Source organism: Actinokineospora spheciospongiae (genome assembly GCF_003182415.1).
Taxonomy (GTDB): Bacteria; Actinomycetota; Actinomycetes; order Mycobacteriales; family Pseudonocardiaceae; genus Actinokineospora; species Actinokineospora spheciospongiae.
On sequence record NZ_QHCP01000006.1, the window covers coordinates 367,647 to 384,629 of the forward strand.

Genomic DNA, 16,983 nt, shown 5'->3' on the forward strand with positions numbered 1-16,983 from the left:
GGACGCGTGGCGCGGTGTCGCGTTGTCGTGTTCCTGCCCCGAAAAACCGCATTCGGGTGAAATGCCTCAGATGGGCAGCCTGCGGAAGATCGGGCGGGGGACGTGCCGCAGCGCCGACATCACCAGTCGCCACGGGGCGGGTGCCCAGACCAGGTCCTTGCGCCCGCGCACCGCGCCCACCACCACGTCGGCCACCTTCTCCGGGGTGGTCGCCAGCGGGGCGGGCTTCATCCCGGCGGTCATCTTCGTGTGCACGAAGCCGGGGCGGACCACGGTCACGTGCACGCCGTGCGGGCGCAGCGCCTCGCCGAGACCCAGGAAGAAGCCGTCGAAACCGGCCTTGGTGGAGCCGTAGACGAAGTTCGACCGGCGCACCCGCTCACCGGCCACCGAGGACAGCGCCACCAGCGAGCCGTGGCCCTGGGCCTTGAGCCGCTCGGCCAGCGCGATGCCCAGCGACACCGGGGCGGTGTAGTTGACCTGCGCCAGCTCCACCCCCGCCGCGTGGTCCTGCCAGAGCTGCTCGGCGTCGCCGAGGAGGCCGAACGCGAGCACGGTCAGGTCCACGTCGCCCTCGGCGAAGGCCTCCGCGACCAGCTTCGGGTGGCTGTCGAGGTCGAGGGCGTCGAACGGCAGGGTGCGCACGGTGGCGCCGAGGCCGCGCAGCTTCTCCGCCGCGGCGTCGAGCCGGGGGGAGGGGCGGGCCGCCAGGGTGACGGTGAGCCTGCCCCGACCGGCGTAGCGCTCCGCGATGGCCAGGCCGATCTCGGAGGTGCCGCCGAGGAGCAGCAGGGACTGGGGGGTGCCGACTGCGTTGATCAAAGTCCGAGCCTTCGTGATTGGTCCGAGACGAACAGGCCGTCCGGGTCGACCGAGGAGCGCACCTTGCGCCACTCGTCGAGCCGCGGGTACATCTGCTGCAGGGTGTCCGGGTCGGTGCGCGAGTCCTTGGCCAGGTAGAGCCGCCCACCGGCCGCGAGCACCTGCTCGTCGAGGCGGGCGCAGAACGCGTCCAGCCCCGGCACGATCGGGAAGTCCACGGTGATCGTCCAGCCCTCGCGGGGGAACGACAGCGGCGCGGGGTTCGCCGCGCCCATCCGCTTGAAGACGTTGAGGAACGACACGTGCCCCGACTCGGCGATCTGGCGCACCAGGGCGCGCAGCTCGGCGTCGCGGTCGAACGGGATGAGGAACTGGTACTGCAGGAAGCCGTGCGTGCCGTAGGCCCGGTTCCACTCACCGAACATGTCGAGCGGGTGGTAGAAGGACGTCAGGTTCTGCACCTGCCCGCGGCCCTGCTTGGGCGCCTTGCGGTACCAGACCTCGCCGAGCAGCCGGAAGCTCAGCCTGTTGGCCAGCCCGTTCGGGAACACGTCCGGCAGCGTCAGCAGTTGCGGCGCGTCGAACTTGAGCGGGTCCGCCCGGTACTTCTTCGGCAGCTCGTCCAGGGTGGCCAGCGAACCCCGGGAGAACACGGCCCGGCCCAGCCTGCCGTCGGTGTTGATCGAGTCGAACCAGGCCATCGAGTAGTCGTAGCCGGAGTCGGAGCCGTTGGAGAACAGCGCCAGCGTCTCGTCGAAGTCGGCGGTCCGGTCGGTGTCGACGACGAAGTACGCGGACTCGGTGTGCTTGAGCCGCACGGTGGCCCGCAGGATCACCCCGGTCAACCCCATGCCGCCCACGGTCGCCCAGAACAGCTCCGACTCGGGGCCCTCCGGCGCCAGCGTGCGCACCGAACCGTCGGCGGTCAGCAGCTCCAACGACACGACGTGGTTGCCGAAGGTGCCGTGCGAGTGGTGGTTCTTGCCGTGGATGTCCGACCCGATCGCCCCACCCACGGTCACCTGCCGGGTGCCGGGCAGGACGGGCACCCACAACCCGAACGGCAGCGCGGCCCGCATGAGCTGGTCCAGGCTCACCCCCGCGTCCAGCACGGCGAGCCCGGTGTCGGCGTCGATGGAGTGGATGCGCCGCAGCGCGGTCATGTCCAGGACGAGCCCACCGGCGTTCTGCGCCGGGTCGCCGTAGGACCGCCCCAGACCGCGCGCCACCACCCCGCGCCCGTCGGCGGTCGCCACGGCCGCGAGGACGTCCTCCGGTGTCCTGGGCCGAGCCACCCGGGAAACGGACGGTGCGGTCCGCCCCCAGCCCGCCAGCGCGCGCGTCTCGAACTGTTCTGGCTCCACCGGCCCCAGGGTAGCCGCGCCGGAGTTCTACACTGGCGCCGCCACCGGACAGACCAGGGGAACCCCGTGACCGACGTGCGAACCGACAGCAAGCCCGCGGGTCTGCTCCACCAGTTGACCCGGTTCGTCCTGGTCGGCGGCTTCTGCGCCCTGGTCGACTCGGGCCTCTACTGGCTGCTGCTGCACGCGGGCACCTGGCTGCACCTGGCCAAGGCCCTCAGCTTCATCGCCGGGACGACCACCGCCTACTTCCTCAACCGCCGCTTCACCTTCGCCGACGCCGCCGACCGCGGCGCGGCCCAGGCGGGCGGCTTCGCCGTGCTGTACACGGTGACGTTCTTCGTCAACGTCGGCACCAACGCGCTCATGCTCGCCCTGCTGCCGACCTTCCGCTGGGAGGTCGCCCTGTCCTGGGTGATCGCCCAGGCGGTGGGGACCGGGATCAACTTCGTGCTCCTGCGCACGGTCGTCTTCCGCCGCTGACGCGACCACCCAGCCGGGCGGGCTCCGCCGGTCAGCCCCCGAAACCGGTCCCCTTCCTCGGCGTCCCGTAGACCCGGGCGTGCGCCGGGAACTCGTCGAAGTGCGCACTGGCCACGTGCGCGAAGTTGATGGCCACCGAGGTCCCGTCCTCCAGTTCGGTGGTCTCCACCCCACCGGAACCCATCAGCACGGACAGCCGGGGGAGCAGGCTCTTGCCCGCCCGCGTGGACACGGCGAAGACGAGGGGTTCCCCGCCGGTCGCCAAGTGCAGGACCAACACCTGCCGCGATTCGCTCATGCTGCCAGGACAGCACTGTTCCCGTTGCCCGGCAACCGAGGTTCACCGCAGGCGAATCCGCTCACAGCGGAAGGCCACCCGCCTACGGCAGCTCCGGCTCGATGAGCTTCGCGGCCTCCAAGACCTTCGGGCACAGCGAAGCACCGTCCCGACCGGTCGCCTGCACGTCGACCCGTGAGGTCGCCGTCACCTCGATGGAGATCGCGCACACAGCACCACCCCCGCCGAGCGACTCGATCGCCCGGCGGGAACCGACGGTGATCTCCTTCTTCTGACCCGTCGAGTTGACCTTGTCCACTCCCAGCTCCGGGAAGATGCCCACCCCGTACGTGAAGCGCTCGGCCGCGGTGCCCGTGCCGAGGCTCCACTGGCAGGTCTTGGCCGAGGGGGTCTCGTCCGGCTGGGGTGCACCCATCACGCCCAGTGTGCTCCTGGCCGACGAGGTGAACAGCTCGCAGGGGTCCAAGGACGCCAAGGTGTCGTCATCGCCGGGCGCCGACGTGGGCTCGGTGGGGGTCTCCGTCGTCTCCTCCGACGGGGTCGAGGTCGTCTGTGCCTCGTCCGGCACGGCCCGGCCGGTCGTCGTGTCGGAGCAGGCCACCGTTCCGCCCAGGGTCGCCGCGGTCAGTGCGACCAGTACGAGCGCGCGCTTCACAGGCGGACACCTTCCCTCAAGCGAGCTGGCTCGCGTTGTTCTCGTCGGTTTCACGATAGTTGGCCATGGCCGTCCTGATGCCCTCGTCGGCCTTCAGCAGGCTTTCCCGGAAAGCCGTGAGTTGGGTCAGGAAGCCCTGCTCGTCCGAAGCCACCTGCTGCATGTACGGCTTCATGGCCGTGGCGGCGTTGCTGCTGCCGAGTTGGGGCTCCTGGTCCAGGAGGCGCAGTTGACCGATCCGCGTGTCGATCCAGTCGGTCATCTTGGCGATGGCGGCGAGGAGCGCGTCGCCGCCGGACTGGTTGACGGCGAACTGGCCCGCGGCGGCGGACTGGGTGAAAGCGTCCATGGACTTGCCGATGGCGTCCAGGGGAGCGCCCGCGCCTTCGTCGATGTACATCCGAACCCCCGTGGCAGTGGTGTGGACTCACCGCCACGGTACGGCCCATCGGAGCGGCGTGGCCCGGGTTGCGCGAAAATGTACCGGCAGCGGTGGGGGCGACCAGCGAGGACGGGGCCGCCAGGTCGCCCGCGGTTCCCCGTGGCGGCCTGGCGGCCCCGGCCACCGCTGCTCCCCGCTAGAAGCGGAAGAACTTCTCCTTGCGCCCCTTGGACACCAGCTTCAACCACTGCGCGAACGCCTTCGGGTCCCGCTTCGTCCCCAGGAAGTAGAGCCCGAAGCGGAACACCTCCAGCAGCCCGATCTTCCGCATCCCGGGCTGCGACAGCAGGTACCCGCGGTTGCGGTAGGTGTAGTAGCGCTTGACCTCGTTCTCCGGGTCCTGCGCGTGCAGCCGCCCGCCGAGCATGGGCTTGAACTCGTCCGAGCCGTCCGGGTGCAGGTAGGCGACCGACAGGCAGGTGCCGAAGGGCAGGCCGGAGCGCTGGAGCCGCCGGTGGACCTCCACCTCGTCGCCGCGGAAGAAGAGGCGGTAGTCGGGGACGCCGACGACGTCGAGGGTGGAGGCGCGGAAGAGGGCGCCGTTGAACAGGGAGGCGATGCCGGGGAGGAAGTCGGTGCCCAGGTCGTCGGTGTTGCGCTTCCAGGTCAGGCCGCGGCGCAGCGGGAAGGCGAGCTTCGAGGGGGCCTCGATGTTGGTGACGACGGGGGAGACCTCGGCCAGGCCGCGCTCCTGCGCCACGTCGAGGAGGGTGGCCAGGACCGCCTCGTCGGCGGGGCGGCCGTCGTCGTCGGCGAGCCAGAGCCAGTCGGCGCCCATGGACAGGGCGTGCAGCATGCCGAGGGCGAAGCCGCCCGCGCCGCCGAGGTTGCGGTGCGAGGCGAGGTAGGTGGTCGGCACCGGGCACGACTCGACGATGTCCTGGGCGGGGTCGTCCGGGCCGTTGTCGACCACGACCAGGTGGTCTGGCGGGCGGGTCTGGGCCGCGATCATCTTGAGCGAGTCCGCGAGCAGCGCCCGGCGGTGCCTGGTGACCACCACCGCCACCACCGAACCCTCGGGGAGCCGTGCCACGGGGTTGCTCACAGCTTCTCGCCGAGCCTTTCGATCGTCTCCGCGCTCATGTGCTCGAACGGGTCGCGGCCCTTGTAGGCGGTGAGGACCTCGCGCAGCGAGCCGTGCATCTTGACCCGGCCCTCGTCCATCCAGACCGCGGTGTTGCACAGCTCGAACAGCAGGTCGTCGGAGTGCGAGGCGAACACCAGCATCCCGGAGCGGCGGACCAGGTCGACCAGGCGGTCGCGGGCCTTGGCCATGAACGCCGCGTCGACGGCGCCGATGCCCTCGTCGAGCAGCAGGATCTCCGGGTCGATGGAGGTGACCACGCCCAGCGCCAGGCGCACCCGCATGCCGGTGGAGTAGGTGCGCAGCGGCAGGTGCAGGTAGTCGCCCAGTTCGGTGAACTGGGAGATGTCCTCGACCCGCTTCTCCATCTCCTTGCGGGACATGCCCAGGAAGAGGCCGCGGATCATGATGTTCTCGATCCCGGAGATCTCCGGGTCCATGCCGACCGCGAGGTCGAACACCGGCGCGATCTTGCCGCGGATCGTGGTGGTGCCCTTCGTCGGCTCGTAGATGCCCGACAGCAACCGCAGCAGGGTCGACTTGCCCGCGCCGTTGTGCCCGACGAGGGCGACCCGGTCGCCCTCCTTGAGCGAGAGGGTGATGTCGTGCAGGGCCTCGATGACCGGGACCTTGGACTCGGTGCCGATCTTGCCGCCGACCTTGCCGAGGACCGCCTTCTTCATCGACCGCGTCTTGGCGTCGAAGATCGGGAAGTCGACTGAGGCGTTGCGGACCTCGATACCAACCATGTTTGAGAGCCTCACTCAGACCCAGTAGGAGATACGGGCACGGTAGTTGCGCATGGCGACCAGGGCCAGCGCCCAGCCGATGATGGTCACGCCGCCGACGACGGCCCAGTGGTGCCAGCTCTGCTGCAGGCCCAGGAGCGGGGCGCGCATGATCTGGATGAAGTGGTACGCGGGGTTGAGCTCCGCGATCAGGATCGCCCACGAGTGGCCCTCGCCGAAGCGCTGGGTCAGCAGGTCGGTCGACCACATGATCGGCGTCATGAAGAAGACGAGCTGGGTCAGCGCGCCGATGACCTGGGGGATGTCGCGGTAACGGGTGCTGATGATGCCGAACAGCAGGGCCACCCACCCGCCGTTCAGCGCGATCAGGAAGAACGCCGGGATGGCCAGCACGATGTTCCAGCCGATGCCGGGCTGCGGCACACCGTGCTCGCTGAGCAGGTAGCCGTCGGTGGTGAGCGACCCGAAGAAGATGACCAGCACGGCCAGGTAGACCAGCATGTTGTGCATCAGCATCAGCGTCAGCCGCCACACGGTGCGCAGCGCGTACACCGTCAGCGGCGCGGGGAGGTGCTTGATCAGGCCCTCGTTGGAGATGAACGAGTCGGCCCCCTCGGTCAGGCAGCCGAGGATGAAGTTCCAGACGATGAAACCGACGGTGACGTACGGCAGGAACGTCGGCACCGGCGCCTTGAAGAGCTGCGAGTACAGCAGCCCCAGGCCCGCGGCGGTGACCGCCATGCTCAGCGTGATCCACAGCGGGCCGATCACCGAGCGGCGGTAGCGCTGCTTGATGTCCTGCCAGCCGAGGTGGCCCCACAGCTCGCGGGCGGCGATGCCCTCGCGGATGTCCTGGAAGGCCCGCGACCAGTTGCGCCCGGCGTGGACCACGGGTGTGGTGGGGACTGGTTCAACCGCGCTGATTGCTTGCACGACTATTGAGCGTACCGGCGACCTTTTGCGGCCTCACCAGGGGCGGGGACCGGTCGCCGGGAGCGTGGCGGCATGTCCGCCGTGACTGATTCACCGCGTTCTCTCCCCGGCGGTGGTCAGGAGCGGGTCGTCGCGGGGCGGGTCCAGGGGCGTGCCCGGCACGGACCTGGCCCGGGTCGGCGGTGTCGCCTGCGCCGGAGGAAGCCCTCGAAAGCGCTTGCGCATCGGCTGGGCCGGTGATCGATGGCGTCGGGGCAGCGGACCTGCTGGCGCCTGGGCAGCCGGGACCTCCGCCGTGGTGCCCGGGGCTGGTTGTCGCCGCGCCGGTGGAATCCGCTGTGGCCCGCCTGCTGTGACGGCAGGTCCAGGGCGGGCACCCGGTGGGTGCCCGCCCGGTCGACAGGACTCAGAGGTACTGGCCGGTGCCGCGGATGTGCGGGCCCGCGTCCTTCTCCGGTGCGCCGCCGACTCCCGGGGGCAGTCCGCGCCGCATCTGCTCGAGCTGGGTGCGGGCGGCCATCTGCTGGGCGAACAGGGCCGTCTGGATGCCGTGGAACAGGCCCTCCAGCCAGCCCACGAGCTGGGCCTGGGCGATGCGCAGCTCGGCGTCGGAGGGGGTGTTCTCCTCGGTGAACGGGAGGGACAGCCGGGCCAGCTCGGCGCGCAGCTCGGGGGCGAGGCCCTCCTCCAGTTCGGCGATCGAGCGCATGTGGATCTCCCGCAGGCGCACCCGGCTGGCCTCGTCGAGCGGCGCGGCGCGGACCTCCTCCAGGAGCTGCTTGATCATGGTGCCGATGCGCATGACCTTGGCGGGCTGCTCGACCATGTCGCCGACGTTCTCGCCCGCGGGGCCGTCGCCGCCGGAGTCGGGGATGCGGGCGGTGCCCAGTGGCGAGCCGTCCGGTCCGACCACCATCACGTGGTGGCCCTGCTCGTCGTGGTCGGGGCCTGGCGTTGGTTGGCTCATCTGCTCCACCCTTGAAGGAAGCTGGCCCGCCCGAGGGTAGTCCTCCCCGGCTCTCGTACGGTGTGGCCATGGCCTTCGACGTCGCTCGGATTCGCGGGTTGTTCCCCGCGCTGGGTGACGGCTGGGTGCACCTGGACGCGCCCGCGGGGATGCAGGTGCCCGAGCAGGTGGCGACCGCGGTGTCCACCGCCCTGCGCGCGCCGGTGTCCGGGCCGGGCGGGGTGTTCCCGGCCTCCCAGCGGGCCGAGGCGATCGTGGACGCGGCGCGGCGCGCGGTGGCCGACCTGGTCGGCTGCGACCCGGCCGGGGTGGTGCTCGGGCCGAACACCGCCGTGCTGCTCGACCGCCTGGCCCAGGCGCTCGGCGACGGGTGGCTGCTCGGCGACGAGATCGTGCTGTCCCGGCTCGACCACCAGGCCAACACCGCCCCCTGGCTGCGGGTGGCGCAGCGGGCCGGGGCCACCGTGCGCTGGGCCGAGATCGACATCGAGACCTGCGAGCTGCCCGCCTGGCAGTACGGGAACCTGGTGACCCCGCGCACCAAGGCGCTCGCCGTGACCGCCGCCTCCGGTGCCGTCGGAACCCGGCCCGACCTGCACAAGATCGCCGCCGCCGGGCGCGAGCACGGGGCGTTCGTGGTGGTCGACGCGTCGTCCTCGGCGCCGTTCGTGCCGATCGACGTGCACGACATCGGCGCCGACGTGGTGGCCGTGTCGGCGAGCGCGTGGGGTGGGCCCGCGGTGGCCGCCCTGGCCTTCGCCGACCCGGCGGTGCTCGACCGGCTGCCCGCCACCAACCTCGACCCGCGCGCCCACGGCCCGGAGCGGTTGGAACTGGGCCAGCACGCGTACCCGCTGCTGGCGGGCCTGGTCGCCTCGGTCGACTACCTGGCGATGCTCGACGACGCGGCGGTCGGGTCGCGGCGGGTGCGGCTGCACACCTCGCTCAGCTCCGCCAAGTCCTACCAGGCGGGCCTGCTGTCCCGGCTGATCGGCGAACTGCGCGGCCAGCGCCACGTCATGGTCCTGGGTGACGCCATGCGCCGCATCCCCGCCCTGGCGTTCACCGTCACCGACCGCAAGGCCACCGACGCGGTGCTGCGCCTGGCCGAGCTGGGCATCTGCGCCTTCGCCGACGACGTGCCCAGCGGGGTGTTCGCCACCCTGGGCGTCAGCGAGGTGGGCGGCGCGGTGCGCGTGGGCCTCGCCCACTACACCAACGCCGTCGAGGTCGACCAGCTCGTCGCCGCGATCGCCACCCTCCAGGACTAGGCTGCCCACCCACCTGGGCGCCCCCGGTCTCAGGAACCGACCGCCAGCACCAGCTTGCCGAACACCCCGCCCTCGTCCAGCATCCGGTGCGCGTCCCCCGCGCGTTGGATCGGCAGCACCTCGTGCGTGATCGGCTTGACCGCGCCGGACTCCACCAGCGGCCACAGCCGCGCCACCACGTCCGCGACGATCTCCGACTTCTCCGGCACCGGCCGGTAGCGCAGGCTGGTGGCGGTGACCACGGCGTTCTTCGACAGCAGCGCGCCCAGGTTCAGCTCCCCGGTCGACCCGCCCTGCATGCCGATGACCACCAGCCGCCCCCGGCGGTTGAGCGCCGCGACGTTGCGCCCCAGGTACTTCGCGCCCATGTTGTCGAGGATGACATCGGCCTTGACCTCCTTCTCGAACTCGACCTCCTTGTAGTTCAGCAGGATGTCGGCGCCCAACTCGCGGCACCGGTTGAGCCGTTCGGCGGAACCGGCGGTGACGGCGACGACCGCGCCGAGCGCCTTGCCCACCTGCACCGCGTGCGTGCCGATGCCGCCCGCACCCCCGTGCACCAGCAGGGTTTCCCCCGCGGTCAGCCCCGCGCCCATGACCACGTTCGACCACACCGTGGCGGCCACCTCCGGCAGCCCGGCCGCGGTCACCAGGTCCACACCGGACGGCACCGGGGCCACCTGGCCCGCCGGGACGACGACCTTCTCCGCGTAGCCGCCGCCGGAGAGCAGCGCGCACACCCGGTCACCGACCCGCCAGCCGGTCACGCCCTCGCCGAGCCCGGCCACCGTGCCCGAGCACTCCAGCCCGATGACGTCGCTGCTGCCCGGCGGTGGTGGGTAGAAGCCCTTGCGCTGCAACAGGTCCGCCCGGTTGACCGCGGTGGCGGCGACGTCCAGCAGCACCTCGCCGGGGCCGGGGACCGGGTCCGGGACCTCGGTCCACTCCAGCACCTCGGGGCCGCCGGGTTCGCGCAGTGTGATCGCGTGCATGGACCCGACGTTAGTCGGGACTTCGACACCCGCGCATCACAGTCCACCGCGAACCCTTGACCGGGGGCGCCGCGCGGGCGAGAGTTCCGCTCGTCGGGCCCGGGGACCGGCGTGAACAGCCCCCACGAAGGGAATCCAGCAGATGTCGTTGAACAAGCCCGCCCGCGCAGGGGCGGTGCTGCTCGCCGCGTGCGCCGGGGTCGCGTTCGCCGCGGTGCCCGCGTCCGCGGTCCTGCCCGACGGTCCGGCGCTCGCCAGGAACGTCACCAAGAAGGTCACGGTCGACGGGATCAACCGCCACCTGGTGGCGTTGCAGCGCCTCGCCGACCGCAACGGCGGCAACCGCGCCGTCGGCACGCCGGGGTACGAGCAGAGCGTCGACTACGTCGCGGCGAAGCTCACCGCCGCCGGGTACGACGTGACCACGCCGACGTTCACCTACCCGGTGCAGGTCACCGACGCGGCCACCGCGAAGGTGGGTGCCAAGACCGTCGCCGCGCTCCCGATGGAGCTCTCGCCGCAGACCCCGGTCGGCGGCATCACCGCCCCGCTGGTGGCCGTCCCGCAGGACGCCACCCCGGGTTGCGAGGCCTCGGACTTCGCCGGGCTGCCCGTGGCGGGCTCGATCGCGCTGATCCGCCGCGGCGGCTGCACCTTCGGCGTCAAGCAGGCCAACGCCGCGGCCGCGGGCGCGGTCGCCGTGCTGGTCGCCAACAACGTCGACGGCCCGCTCTCCGGGGTCACCCTGGGCGACCCCGGCCTGGTCCCGACCGGCGGCGTCAGCAAGGCCGACGGTGACGCCCTGTTCGCCACCCCCGGCGCGACCGCCACGGTCGACCTGCGCTTCCACGTCGACGAGCGGCCCGCCCGCAACGTCGTCGCCGAGACCAAGACCGGCCGCAAGAACAACGTGGTCATGGCCGGTGCGCACCTCGACAGCGTTCCCGAGGGCCCCGGCATCAACGACAACGGCTCGGGCAGCGCGGCGCTGCTGGAGACCGCCCTGCAGTTGGGCGGCTCGCCGAAGGTGAACAACGCCGTGCGCTTCGCCTGGTGGGGCGCCGAGGAGCTGGGCCTGGTCGGGTCGACGAAGTACGTCCAGTCGCTGACCTTCGAGCAGCAGCTCGACATCGCGCTGTACCTGAACTTCGACATGATCGCCTCGCCGAACGCCGGTTACTTCGTCTACGACGGTGACGACTCCGACGCCACCGGCGCGGGCGAGGGCCCGTACGGCTCCGCGCAGATCGAGGCCGCCTTCGCGGGCTTCCTGGGCTCGCAGGGCGTCCAGACCGAGGGCACGGACTTCAGCGGCCGTTCGGACTACGGCGAGTTCATCGCCAACGGCATCCCGGCCGGTGGCCTGTTCACCGGCGCCGAGGGCGTCAAGACCCCGGCGCAGGCGGCGAAGTGGGGTGGCCAGGCCGGTGTCGCCTACGACAGGTGCTACCACGCCAAGTGCGACAACCTGGGCAACCTGGACCGCACCGCCCTGGACCGCAACGCCGACGCCATCGCCTGGGTGACCGCTTCGTACGCGATCAGCACCGAGGAGATCAACGGCGTCCCGCCGAAGACGGCCAAGGCCAAGCAGGCCAAGGCCGCCCAGCGCACCGCGGCCATCGAGAAGGCCGAGCGCAGGGCGTTCACCGCGCCGAAGGTCGTGCACGGGGTCACCGCCTGACCCGTCGGTTCCTCATGGAAATCCCCCGCGATCACCAGGTCGCGGGGGATTTCCCAGTTCTGTTCGGATATCCGGGTACAGCTCGTCGGCTCTGGTAACGCTCCGCTCTTGACCGGCGACGCCCGATCAGGTGAGGGTGACACTCACCGAACACCGATCGCGGCGGGGCGTCGACCGGTCTCGGTTGGATTTCCATCCCGGAGCAAGGGGATCTGCATGTCCACGAGCAAGACCCTGCGTGCAGGGGCCGCCATCCTCGCGGCCGCGGGCACGATGTCGTTCACCGCCTTACCGGCCACCGCCGCCGAAGTGCCCGACGGCCCCGCGCTGGCCAGGAACCTGGTCAAGAAGGTCACCGGAGAGGGGGTCAACCGGCACCTGATCGCACTGCAACGCCTCGCCGACCGCAACGGCGGCAACCGCGCAGCGGGCACCGAGGGGCACGCCCAATCGGCCCAGTACGTCGAGTCCAAGCTGATCACGGCGGGCTACGACGTGAGCCGCCAGCCGTTCAGCTTCACCTTCAGCGAAACCCTCGCCGAGGCGCTGACCACGCCGTCCGGCCCGGTCCCCGTCTCGATCATGACCCTGAGCACGTCCACCCCGGTCGGCGGGATCACCGCCCCGCTGTCGGTGGTCCCGCTCGCGGGCGACGCCACCCCGGGCTGCGAGGCCGCCGACTACCCGGCGGGCACCGCGGGCAAGGTCGCGCTGATCCCCCGGGGCGGCTGCACCTTCGTCGACAAGCAGTCGGCCGCGGCCGACGCGGGCGCCGTCGCGGCGATCATCTACAACAACGCCGACGGCCCGCTCAACGGCACCCTGGGCAGCGACCCGGCGCTGGTCAAGATCCCCACCGGCGGCATCACCAGGGCCGCGGGCGAGGCGCTGGCCGCCTCCGGCGGGGTGGTGACGGTGGAGCTGCGCTCGCTGCGCGAGGAGCGGCAGAGCTTCAACGTCATCGCCCAGACCAAGACCGGCAAGAAGAACAACGTCGTCATGGCGGGCGCGCACCTCGACAGCGTCCCCGAGGGCCCCGGCATCAACGACAACGGCTCGGGCAGCGCGGGCCTGCTGGAGACCGCCATCCAGCTCGGCGGCTCCCCGAAGGTCAACAACGCGATCCGCTTCGCCTGGTGGAGCGCGGAGGAGGTGGGCCTGGTCGGGTCGACGAAGTACGTGCGGTCGTTGACGTTCGAGCAGCAGCTCGACATCGCGCTGTACCTGAACTTCGACATGATCGCCTCGCCGAACGCGGGCTACTTCGTCTACGACGGCGACGACTCCGACGCCATCGGCGCGGGTGCGGGCCCGTACGGCTCGGCGCAGATCGAGGCGGCCTTCCACGGCTTCCTCAACGCCACCGGCACCCCCACCCGGGGCAGCGACTTCACCGGCCGCTCCGACTACGGCGAGTTCATCGCCAACGGCATCCCGGCCGGTGGCCTGTTCACCGGCGCCGAGGGCGTCAAGACCCAGGAGCAGGCCGACCTCTGGGGCGGCCGGGCGGGCGTGGCCTACGACGGCTGCTACCACCAGCGGTGCGACAACCTCGGCAACGTGGACCGCACCGCCCTGGACCGCAACTCCGACGCGATCTCCTGGGTGACCGCGTCCTACGCGATCAGCACCGAGGACGTCAACGGCGTCCCGCCGCGCGCGGCCCGCGCCAAGGCGGTCAAGGCGGCCCAGACCAAGTCGGCTCAGTCCAAGTCGGCCCGTGCCGCGGCCCCGACCCACGACGACCACGAGGTCGTCAGCTAGTCCGCACCGCGACGCACAGGAGCCCCCGCGACCACTGGTCGCGGGGGCTCCTGCTTTGTCCGGTTCCGGGCCGGTCAGCCCAGGTTGCGGGCGGCGAAGGTGTCGCAACTGGTCGGGTTGCCGGTCTGGTAGCCGGTGCTGAACCACTTCTCCCGCTGGGCTGAGGAGCCGTGCGAGAACTGGCTCTCGTCGACCCGGCCGCCACCGAGGTTCTTCTGGATGTAGTCGTCGCCGATGCGCGCGGCCACGTCCAGGGCGCGGTTGATGTCGTCCTGGGTGATGGACTTGATCAGCGGCTGGCCGCTGGAGGTGGGCACCGTGGTGGCGTGGTTGGCCCACACGCCCGCGTAGCAGTCGGCCTGCAGCTCCAGCCGCACCCCGTCGGAGGTGGGACCGGTGCCCTCGCGGACCTTCGCCGAGGTGCCCAGCAGGTTCTGCACGTGGTGGCCGTACTCGTGGGCCAGCACGTAGGCCTCGGCGAACGTGCCGCCCTGGGCGCCGAACCGGGTCTCCAGCTCCTTGAAGAACGCCAGGTCGATGTACACCTCGGAGTCGGCGGGGCAGTAGAACGGGCCCACGTCGGAGGTGGCGCTGCCGCAGCCGGTGCGCACGCCGCCGGTGAAGAAGTTGGTGGTCGCGAGCTGGTACCGCGACCCGGACCTGGCGAACTGGTCGGTCCAGTAGCCCTGGATGGAGTTGATGACCGCGACCAGCGCGCAGTCCTCCTTGGCGTTCGCGTCGGCGCCGGTCCGGCACTCCTGGGACAGGTCCGCGCTGCTCACCGACTGCCCGGACTGCACGTCGTCGAGGCCCAGCGGTGAACCGCCGGAACCCGCGGGCAGGCCGCCGAGCTGCGAGAGCACGAAGTAGAGGATCGCGCCGATGATGCCGACCCCACCGCCGCCCAGTGCGACCCGGCCGCCGATGCCGCCGCCGCCGGAACCGCGCGTGTCCTGCACCTGCGACGTGTCGAGGGCTACGTCGTCGTTGAACTCCACTGGCCACCCCGTGTCGTCGAGTCGTCGCGCCCACGATAAGGCAGCGCGCTGCCCGAGCGCAGATGGAGTGCTGCGGGTGGAGCAGTACGGGTGGGGGAACGCCCGGTGCCGGGTCGGTGGCACGGCACCGGGCGTCTCCCCGTCCTCCGTAGTGGTCCGACGCCGCGCCGGGCCGGCGGTGGAGCCCCCGCGGCCGAGCCGGGAGAGGTCGCCGAGGCGGAGCTCAACAGCGTCGTGGTGCGGATCGGGTGCGTCCCGCGCACCCGGGCACCGTCGATGTCCGACGGGGGATCACTGCCCTCGACCACGTCCGTCCCGATGCGATCGGCACGGCCGCGGGGGCGCAGTCCGCGGACCACCACTGCGGGTACTTCGCACGATCACCGCATCACCTACCCCTTCCCGGAGGGCGCGGTGTGCCGGACACATCGGACTGCTGTGTCCCGGAACCGGGCCTGCCGTCTGCACTCAATGCTGCGCCCCGGACCACGCCGCGGGCAAGTCCACGAACCGGTGACCGTCCTCAACGGAGGATCACGCTTCTCCTGTGCGGCAGGGGAAATGGGGCGGCCCGCACCCCACTGTGGGGTGCGGGCCGCTCGGTGCGCTGCTCGGCGTCACATGCGCGGTTTCCGGTCGCGCACGGTCACGGGACGACCGTGACCCGGGTCGGCGCGGGCGGCGCGATCCCCGGGTTGGCGCTCAGGTAGGCCGCCAGCGCGTCCAGGTCGATCGGACCACCGACGAGGTCGGTGCCGTTGACCAGTTCGGTGAACCCGTCCCCGCCCGCGGCGAGGAAGTTGTTCACCGACACCCGGTACGGGGCGGCCGGGTCGACCGGCACCCCCGCCACGGTGATGGCCGAGACCCGGTTGCCCTGGGTCCCCGACTGCGACCACGTGTAGTGCAGCGAGTCCGACACCTGCAGGAAGCGGGTGACCACCGTGCCGTCGGGCCTCGGCTGCCACTGCTGCTCCAGCACGGCCTTGAGCTGCGCGCCGGAGAGCGTGATGGTCTGCATGATGTTGGCGAACGGCTGCACCGCGAACGCCTCGCCGTAGGTCACCACGCCGTCGCCCTCACCCGCGGGTGAGGAGGCGTAGGTCAGGTCGGTGCGGATGCCACCGGGGTTGGTCATGGCGATCACGGCGTTGTTGCCGCTGGTCGCCACGAGCTGCGCGTCCGCGATCACGTCGCCGAGCGGGATCTCCCCGGACGGCGCGGCGGCCCGGACCAGGTCGGCGGTGATGGTGCCGATCTGCCGGTTGGCGATCGGGGCCGACTTGGTGGTGGCCTCCTCGACCAGCGCCTGCGCCGCCGGGTCCGGGGCGACGGTGCGGGTCACGATCTCGTTGTGCGCGACGGTCGCCGTCCGCACCACGTCCTTGGTCCTCTTGTCGATCTTGAGGTCGACCACCGAGAGCAGCCGCCCGAACGAGGCGCCCTGGATCAGCGTGCGCGGCTTGCCCGCCGGGTCGGTCACCACGCAGTTGTACTGCTGGTGGCTGTGCCCGGTGAAGAACACGTCGAGCGAGGGCGACGCGGCGGTGGCGATGGCCCGCGCCGGGCCGGGCAGCGTGCGGCAGTCGTCCGGGCCCGAACCGGCCTCGGTGTTGTCGCCCTGGTGCATCAGCACCACCTGCGTCTTGACCCCCACCTTGTCCAGCAGCTTCGAGGTCGAGTTGAGCGCCTGGACCTCGTCACCGAACCTGAGGCCCTCGACCCCGCTCGGCACGACCAGCGACGGCAGGTCCTCCAGCGTCACCCCGATGATCGCCACCGGCACGCCCTCGACGGACTTCACGGTGAAGGGCAGCAGCGCCGGGAAACCGTTGTCGAAGGTGACGTTCGCCCCCAGGTACGGGAACTTCGACCCGGTGAAGGTCGGGCGGAACTGGCAGCCGTCGGTCGGGTGGCACCCGCCGAACTGCATCCGCAGCAGCTCCCGGTAGCCCTCGTCGAACTCGTGGTTGCCGACCACGTTGGCCTGCACCCCGATCAGGTTCAGGAACGCCACGGTCGGCTCGTCGTGGAACAGCGCCGAGTTCAGCGGCGAGGCCCCGATGTTGTCCCCGGTCGTGAGCAGCAGCGAGTTCTTCACCTCACCGCGCAACCGCTTGGCGTGCGTGGCCAGGTACGCGGCCCCACCCGCGTCCACCGCCGTGCCGTCCGGCAGGGTGACCCGCCCGGACGACCCGGCGGGTGGCGTCAGGTTGCCGTGCAGGTCGTTGAAGGAGATCAACCGCAGGTCTGCCGTCCTGGCAGGCGCGGGTGTCGCCTCGGCGGCCGTCGCCCCGAGCACCCCGGCGGCGAGGGTGGCCGCCGCGAACGCCGCCAAGCGGGTCGCCAGTCGAGTGGAAACCGTCATCAGTCCTCCGTCCGGGCGCCCGCATCACCCGATCGAGCGCAAGGTGCTGGAGTCTGCCCGGTCAACATGGCGAAGACCAGACCCGGCAGGTGAACGCCGTAACCTGGAC

Annotated in this window: 16 protein-coding genes; 4 read left to right on the forward strand and 12 right to left on the reverse strand. The window is 71.3% G+C overall.

Annotated features, from left to right (window positions below):
- Nucleotides 1-66: 66 nt before the first annotated feature.
- Together DFQ13_RS19160 and DFQ13_RS19165 are read right to left on the reverse strand one after the other, a co-directional pair.
- On the reverse strand, nucleotides 67-822 hold the full coding sequence (locus DFQ13_RS19160; RefSeq protein ID WP_035282842.1) for a decaprenylphospho-beta-D-erythro-pentofuranosid-2-ulose 2-reductase: 756 nt from the start codon (nucleotides 820-822) through the stop codon (nucleotides 67-69).
- On the reverse strand, nucleotides 819-2,186 hold the full coding sequence (locus DFQ13_RS19165) for an FAD-binding oxidoreductase (protein WP_110080767.1): 1,368 nt from the start codon (nucleotides 2,184-2,186) through the stop codon (nucleotides 819-821). The genes DFQ13_RS19160 and DFQ13_RS19165 overlap by 4 nt, the downstream gene beginning before the upstream one ends.
- Before the next feature lie 66 nt (nucleotides 2,187-2,252).
- Between DFQ13_RS19165 and DFQ13_RS19170 the strand changes: the two genes are divergently transcribed.
- Nucleotides 2,253-2,669 (forward strand): GtrA family protein, encoded by a 417-nt coding sequence (locus DFQ13_RS19170; RefSeq protein ID WP_110080768.1) that lies wholly within the window; start codon nucleotides 2,253-2,255, stop codon nucleotides 2,667-2,669.
- Between the two features lie 31 nt (nucleotides 2,670-2,700).
- Here the strand turns inward: DFQ13_RS19170 and DFQ13_RS19175 are convergent, their stop codons facing one another.
- From DFQ13_RS19175 to DFQ13_RS19205, 7 genes are all read right to left on the reverse strand, one after another.
- Nucleotides 2,701-2,967: a hypothetical protein gene (locus DFQ13_RS19175; RefSeq protein WP_035282847.1), complete on the reverse strand. Its 267-nt coding sequence runs from the start codon at nucleotides 2,965-2,967 to the stop codon at nucleotides 2,701-2,703.
- Between the two features lie 82 nt (nucleotides 2,968-3,049).
- Complete coding sequence (locus tag DFQ13_RS19180; RefSeq protein ID WP_181400045.1) at nucleotides 3,050-3,622, reverse strand: DUF3558 family protein; 573 nt, start codon at nucleotides 3,620-3,622, stop codon at nucleotides 3,050-3,052.
- Nucleotides 3,623-3,638: 16 nt separating this feature from the next.
- Nucleotides 3,639-4,022: a hypothetical protein gene (locus DFQ13_RS19185; protein WP_110080770.1), complete on the reverse strand. Its 384-nt coding sequence runs from the start codon at nucleotides 4,020-4,022 to the stop codon at nucleotides 3,639-3,641.
- A 178-nt stretch (nucleotides 4,023-4,200) separates the two neighbouring features.
- Nucleotides 4,201-5,109, reverse strand: coding sequence for a galactofuranosyltransferase GlfT1 (gene glfT1 / locus DFQ13_RS19190; protein WP_035282851.1), 909 nt, complete (start codon nucleotides 5,107-5,109; stop codon nucleotides 4,201-4,203).
- Entirely contained in the window at nucleotides 5,106-5,897 is a 792-nt protein-coding gene (wzt, locus tag DFQ13_RS19195) for a galactan export ABC transporter ATP-binding subunit Wzt/RfbE (RefSeq protein ID WP_035282852.1), read from the reverse strand. Before wzt ends, glfT1 begins: the two co-directional genes overlap by 4 nt.
- A gap of 15 nt (nucleotides 5,898-5,912) precedes the next feature.
- On the reverse strand, nucleotides 5,913-6,830 hold the full coding sequence (wzm, locus tag DFQ13_RS19200) for a galactan export ABC transporter permease subunit Wzm/RfbD (RefSeq protein ID WP_084175575.1): 918 nt from the start codon (nucleotides 6,828-6,830) through the stop codon (nucleotides 5,913-5,915).
- A gap of 406 nt (nucleotides 6,831-7,236) precedes the next feature.
- A complete protein-coding gene (locus DFQ13_RS19205) occupies nucleotides 7,237-7,797 on the reverse strand; it encodes a bacterial proteasome activator family protein (RefSeq protein ID WP_035282872.1) in 561 nt (186 codons plus the stop codon).
- A 68-nt stretch (nucleotides 7,798-7,865) separates the two neighbouring features.
- Here DFQ13_RS19205 and DFQ13_RS19210 point away from each other — a divergent pair, with 68 nt between their 5' ends.
- Nucleotides 7,866-9,068: a cysteine desulfurase-like protein gene (locus DFQ13_RS19210; protein WP_035282854.1), complete on the forward strand. Its 1,203-nt coding sequence runs from the start codon at nucleotides 7,866-7,868 to the stop codon at nucleotides 9,066-9,068.
- Nucleotides 9,069-9,097: 29 nt separating this feature from the next.
- Here DFQ13_RS19210 and DFQ13_RS19215 read toward each other — a convergent pair whose 3' ends face one another.
- The gene (locus DFQ13_RS19215; protein ID WP_035282855.1) at nucleotides 9,098-10,060 is read right to left on the reverse strand and encodes an NAD(P)H-quinone oxidoreductase; all 963 of its coding nucleotides are present in this window, start codon (nucleotides 10,058-10,060) and stop codon (nucleotides 9,098-9,100) included.
- A 142-nt stretch (nucleotides 10,061-10,202) separates the two neighbouring features.
- On the opposite strand from DFQ13_RS19215, the gene DFQ13_RS19220 reads away from it, so the two are divergent.
- Together DFQ13_RS19220 and DFQ13_RS19225 are read left to right on the forward strand one after the other, a co-directional pair.
- Nucleotides 10,203-11,744 carry a M28 family metallopeptidase gene (locus DFQ13_RS19220; protein ID WP_110080771.1) on the forward strand — a complete coding sequence of 514 codons (1,542 nt, stop codon included), beginning with the start codon at nucleotides 10,203-10,205 and terminating at the stop codon, nucleotides 11,742-11,744.
- Nucleotides 11,745-11,960: 216 nt separating this feature from the next.
- Nucleotides 11,961-13,508 (forward strand): M28 family metallopeptidase, encoded by a 1,548-nt coding sequence (locus DFQ13_RS19225; RefSeq protein ID WP_110080772.1) that lies wholly within the window; start codon nucleotides 11,961-11,963, stop codon nucleotides 13,506-13,508.
- A 74-nt stretch (nucleotides 13,509-13,582) separates the two neighbouring features.
- Here DFQ13_RS19225 and ypfJ read toward each other — a convergent pair whose 3' ends face one another.
- Complete coding sequence (gene ypfJ / locus DFQ13_RS19230; RefSeq protein ID WP_035282009.1) at nucleotides 13,583-14,506, reverse strand: KPN_02809 family neutral zinc metallopeptidase; 924 nt, start codon at nucleotides 14,504-14,506, stop codon at nucleotides 13,583-13,585.
- A 646-nt stretch (nucleotides 14,507-15,152) separates the two neighbouring features.
- A complete protein-coding gene (locus tag DFQ13_RS19235) occupies nucleotides 15,153-16,874 on the reverse strand; it encodes a bifunctional metallophosphatase/5'-nucleotidase (RefSeq protein ID WP_110080773.1) in 1,722 nt (573 codons plus the stop codon).
- Nucleotides 16,875-16,983: the final 109 nt, after the last annotated feature.

Bases quoted from the DNA above. Each gene is read 5' to 3' on its own strand.
- DFQ13_RS19175 (WP_035282847.1), bottom strand. From the start codon at position 2,967: ATGAGCGAATCGCGGCAGGTGTTGGTCCTGCACTTGGCGACCGGCGGG.
- DFQ13_RS19225 (WP_110080772.1), top strand. From the start codon at position 11,961: ATGTCCACGAGCAAGACCCTGCGTGCAGGGGCCGCCATCCTCGCGGCC.
- wzt (WP_035282852.1), bottom strand. From the start codon at position 5,897: ATGGTTGGTATCGAGGTCCGCAACGCCTCAGTCGACTTCCCGATCTTC.
- DFQ13_RS19215 (WP_035282855.1), bottom strand. From the start codon at position 10,060: ATGCACGCGATCACACTGCGCGAACCCGGCGGCCCCGAGGTGCTGGAG.
- DFQ13_RS19205 (WP_035282872.1), bottom strand. From the start codon at position 7,797: ATGAGCCAACCAACGCCAGGCCCCGACCACGACGAGCAGGGCCACCAC.
- DFQ13_RS19235 (WP_110080773.1), bottom strand. From the start codon at position 16,874: ATGACGGTTTCCACTCGACTGGCGACCCGCTTGGCGGCGTTCGCGGCG.
- DFQ13_RS19185 (WP_110080770.1), bottom strand. From the start codon at position 4,022: ATGTACATCGACGAAGGCGCGGGCGCTCCCCTGGACGCCATCGGCAAG.
- DFQ13_RS19210 (WP_035282854.1), top strand. From the start codon at position 7,866: ATGGCCTTCGACGTCGCTCGGATTCGCGGGTTGTTCCCCGCGCTGGGT.
- DFQ13_RS19220 (WP_110080771.1), top strand. From the start codon at position 10,203: ATGTCGTTGAACAAGCCCGCCCGCGCAGGGGCGGTGCTGCTCGCCGCG.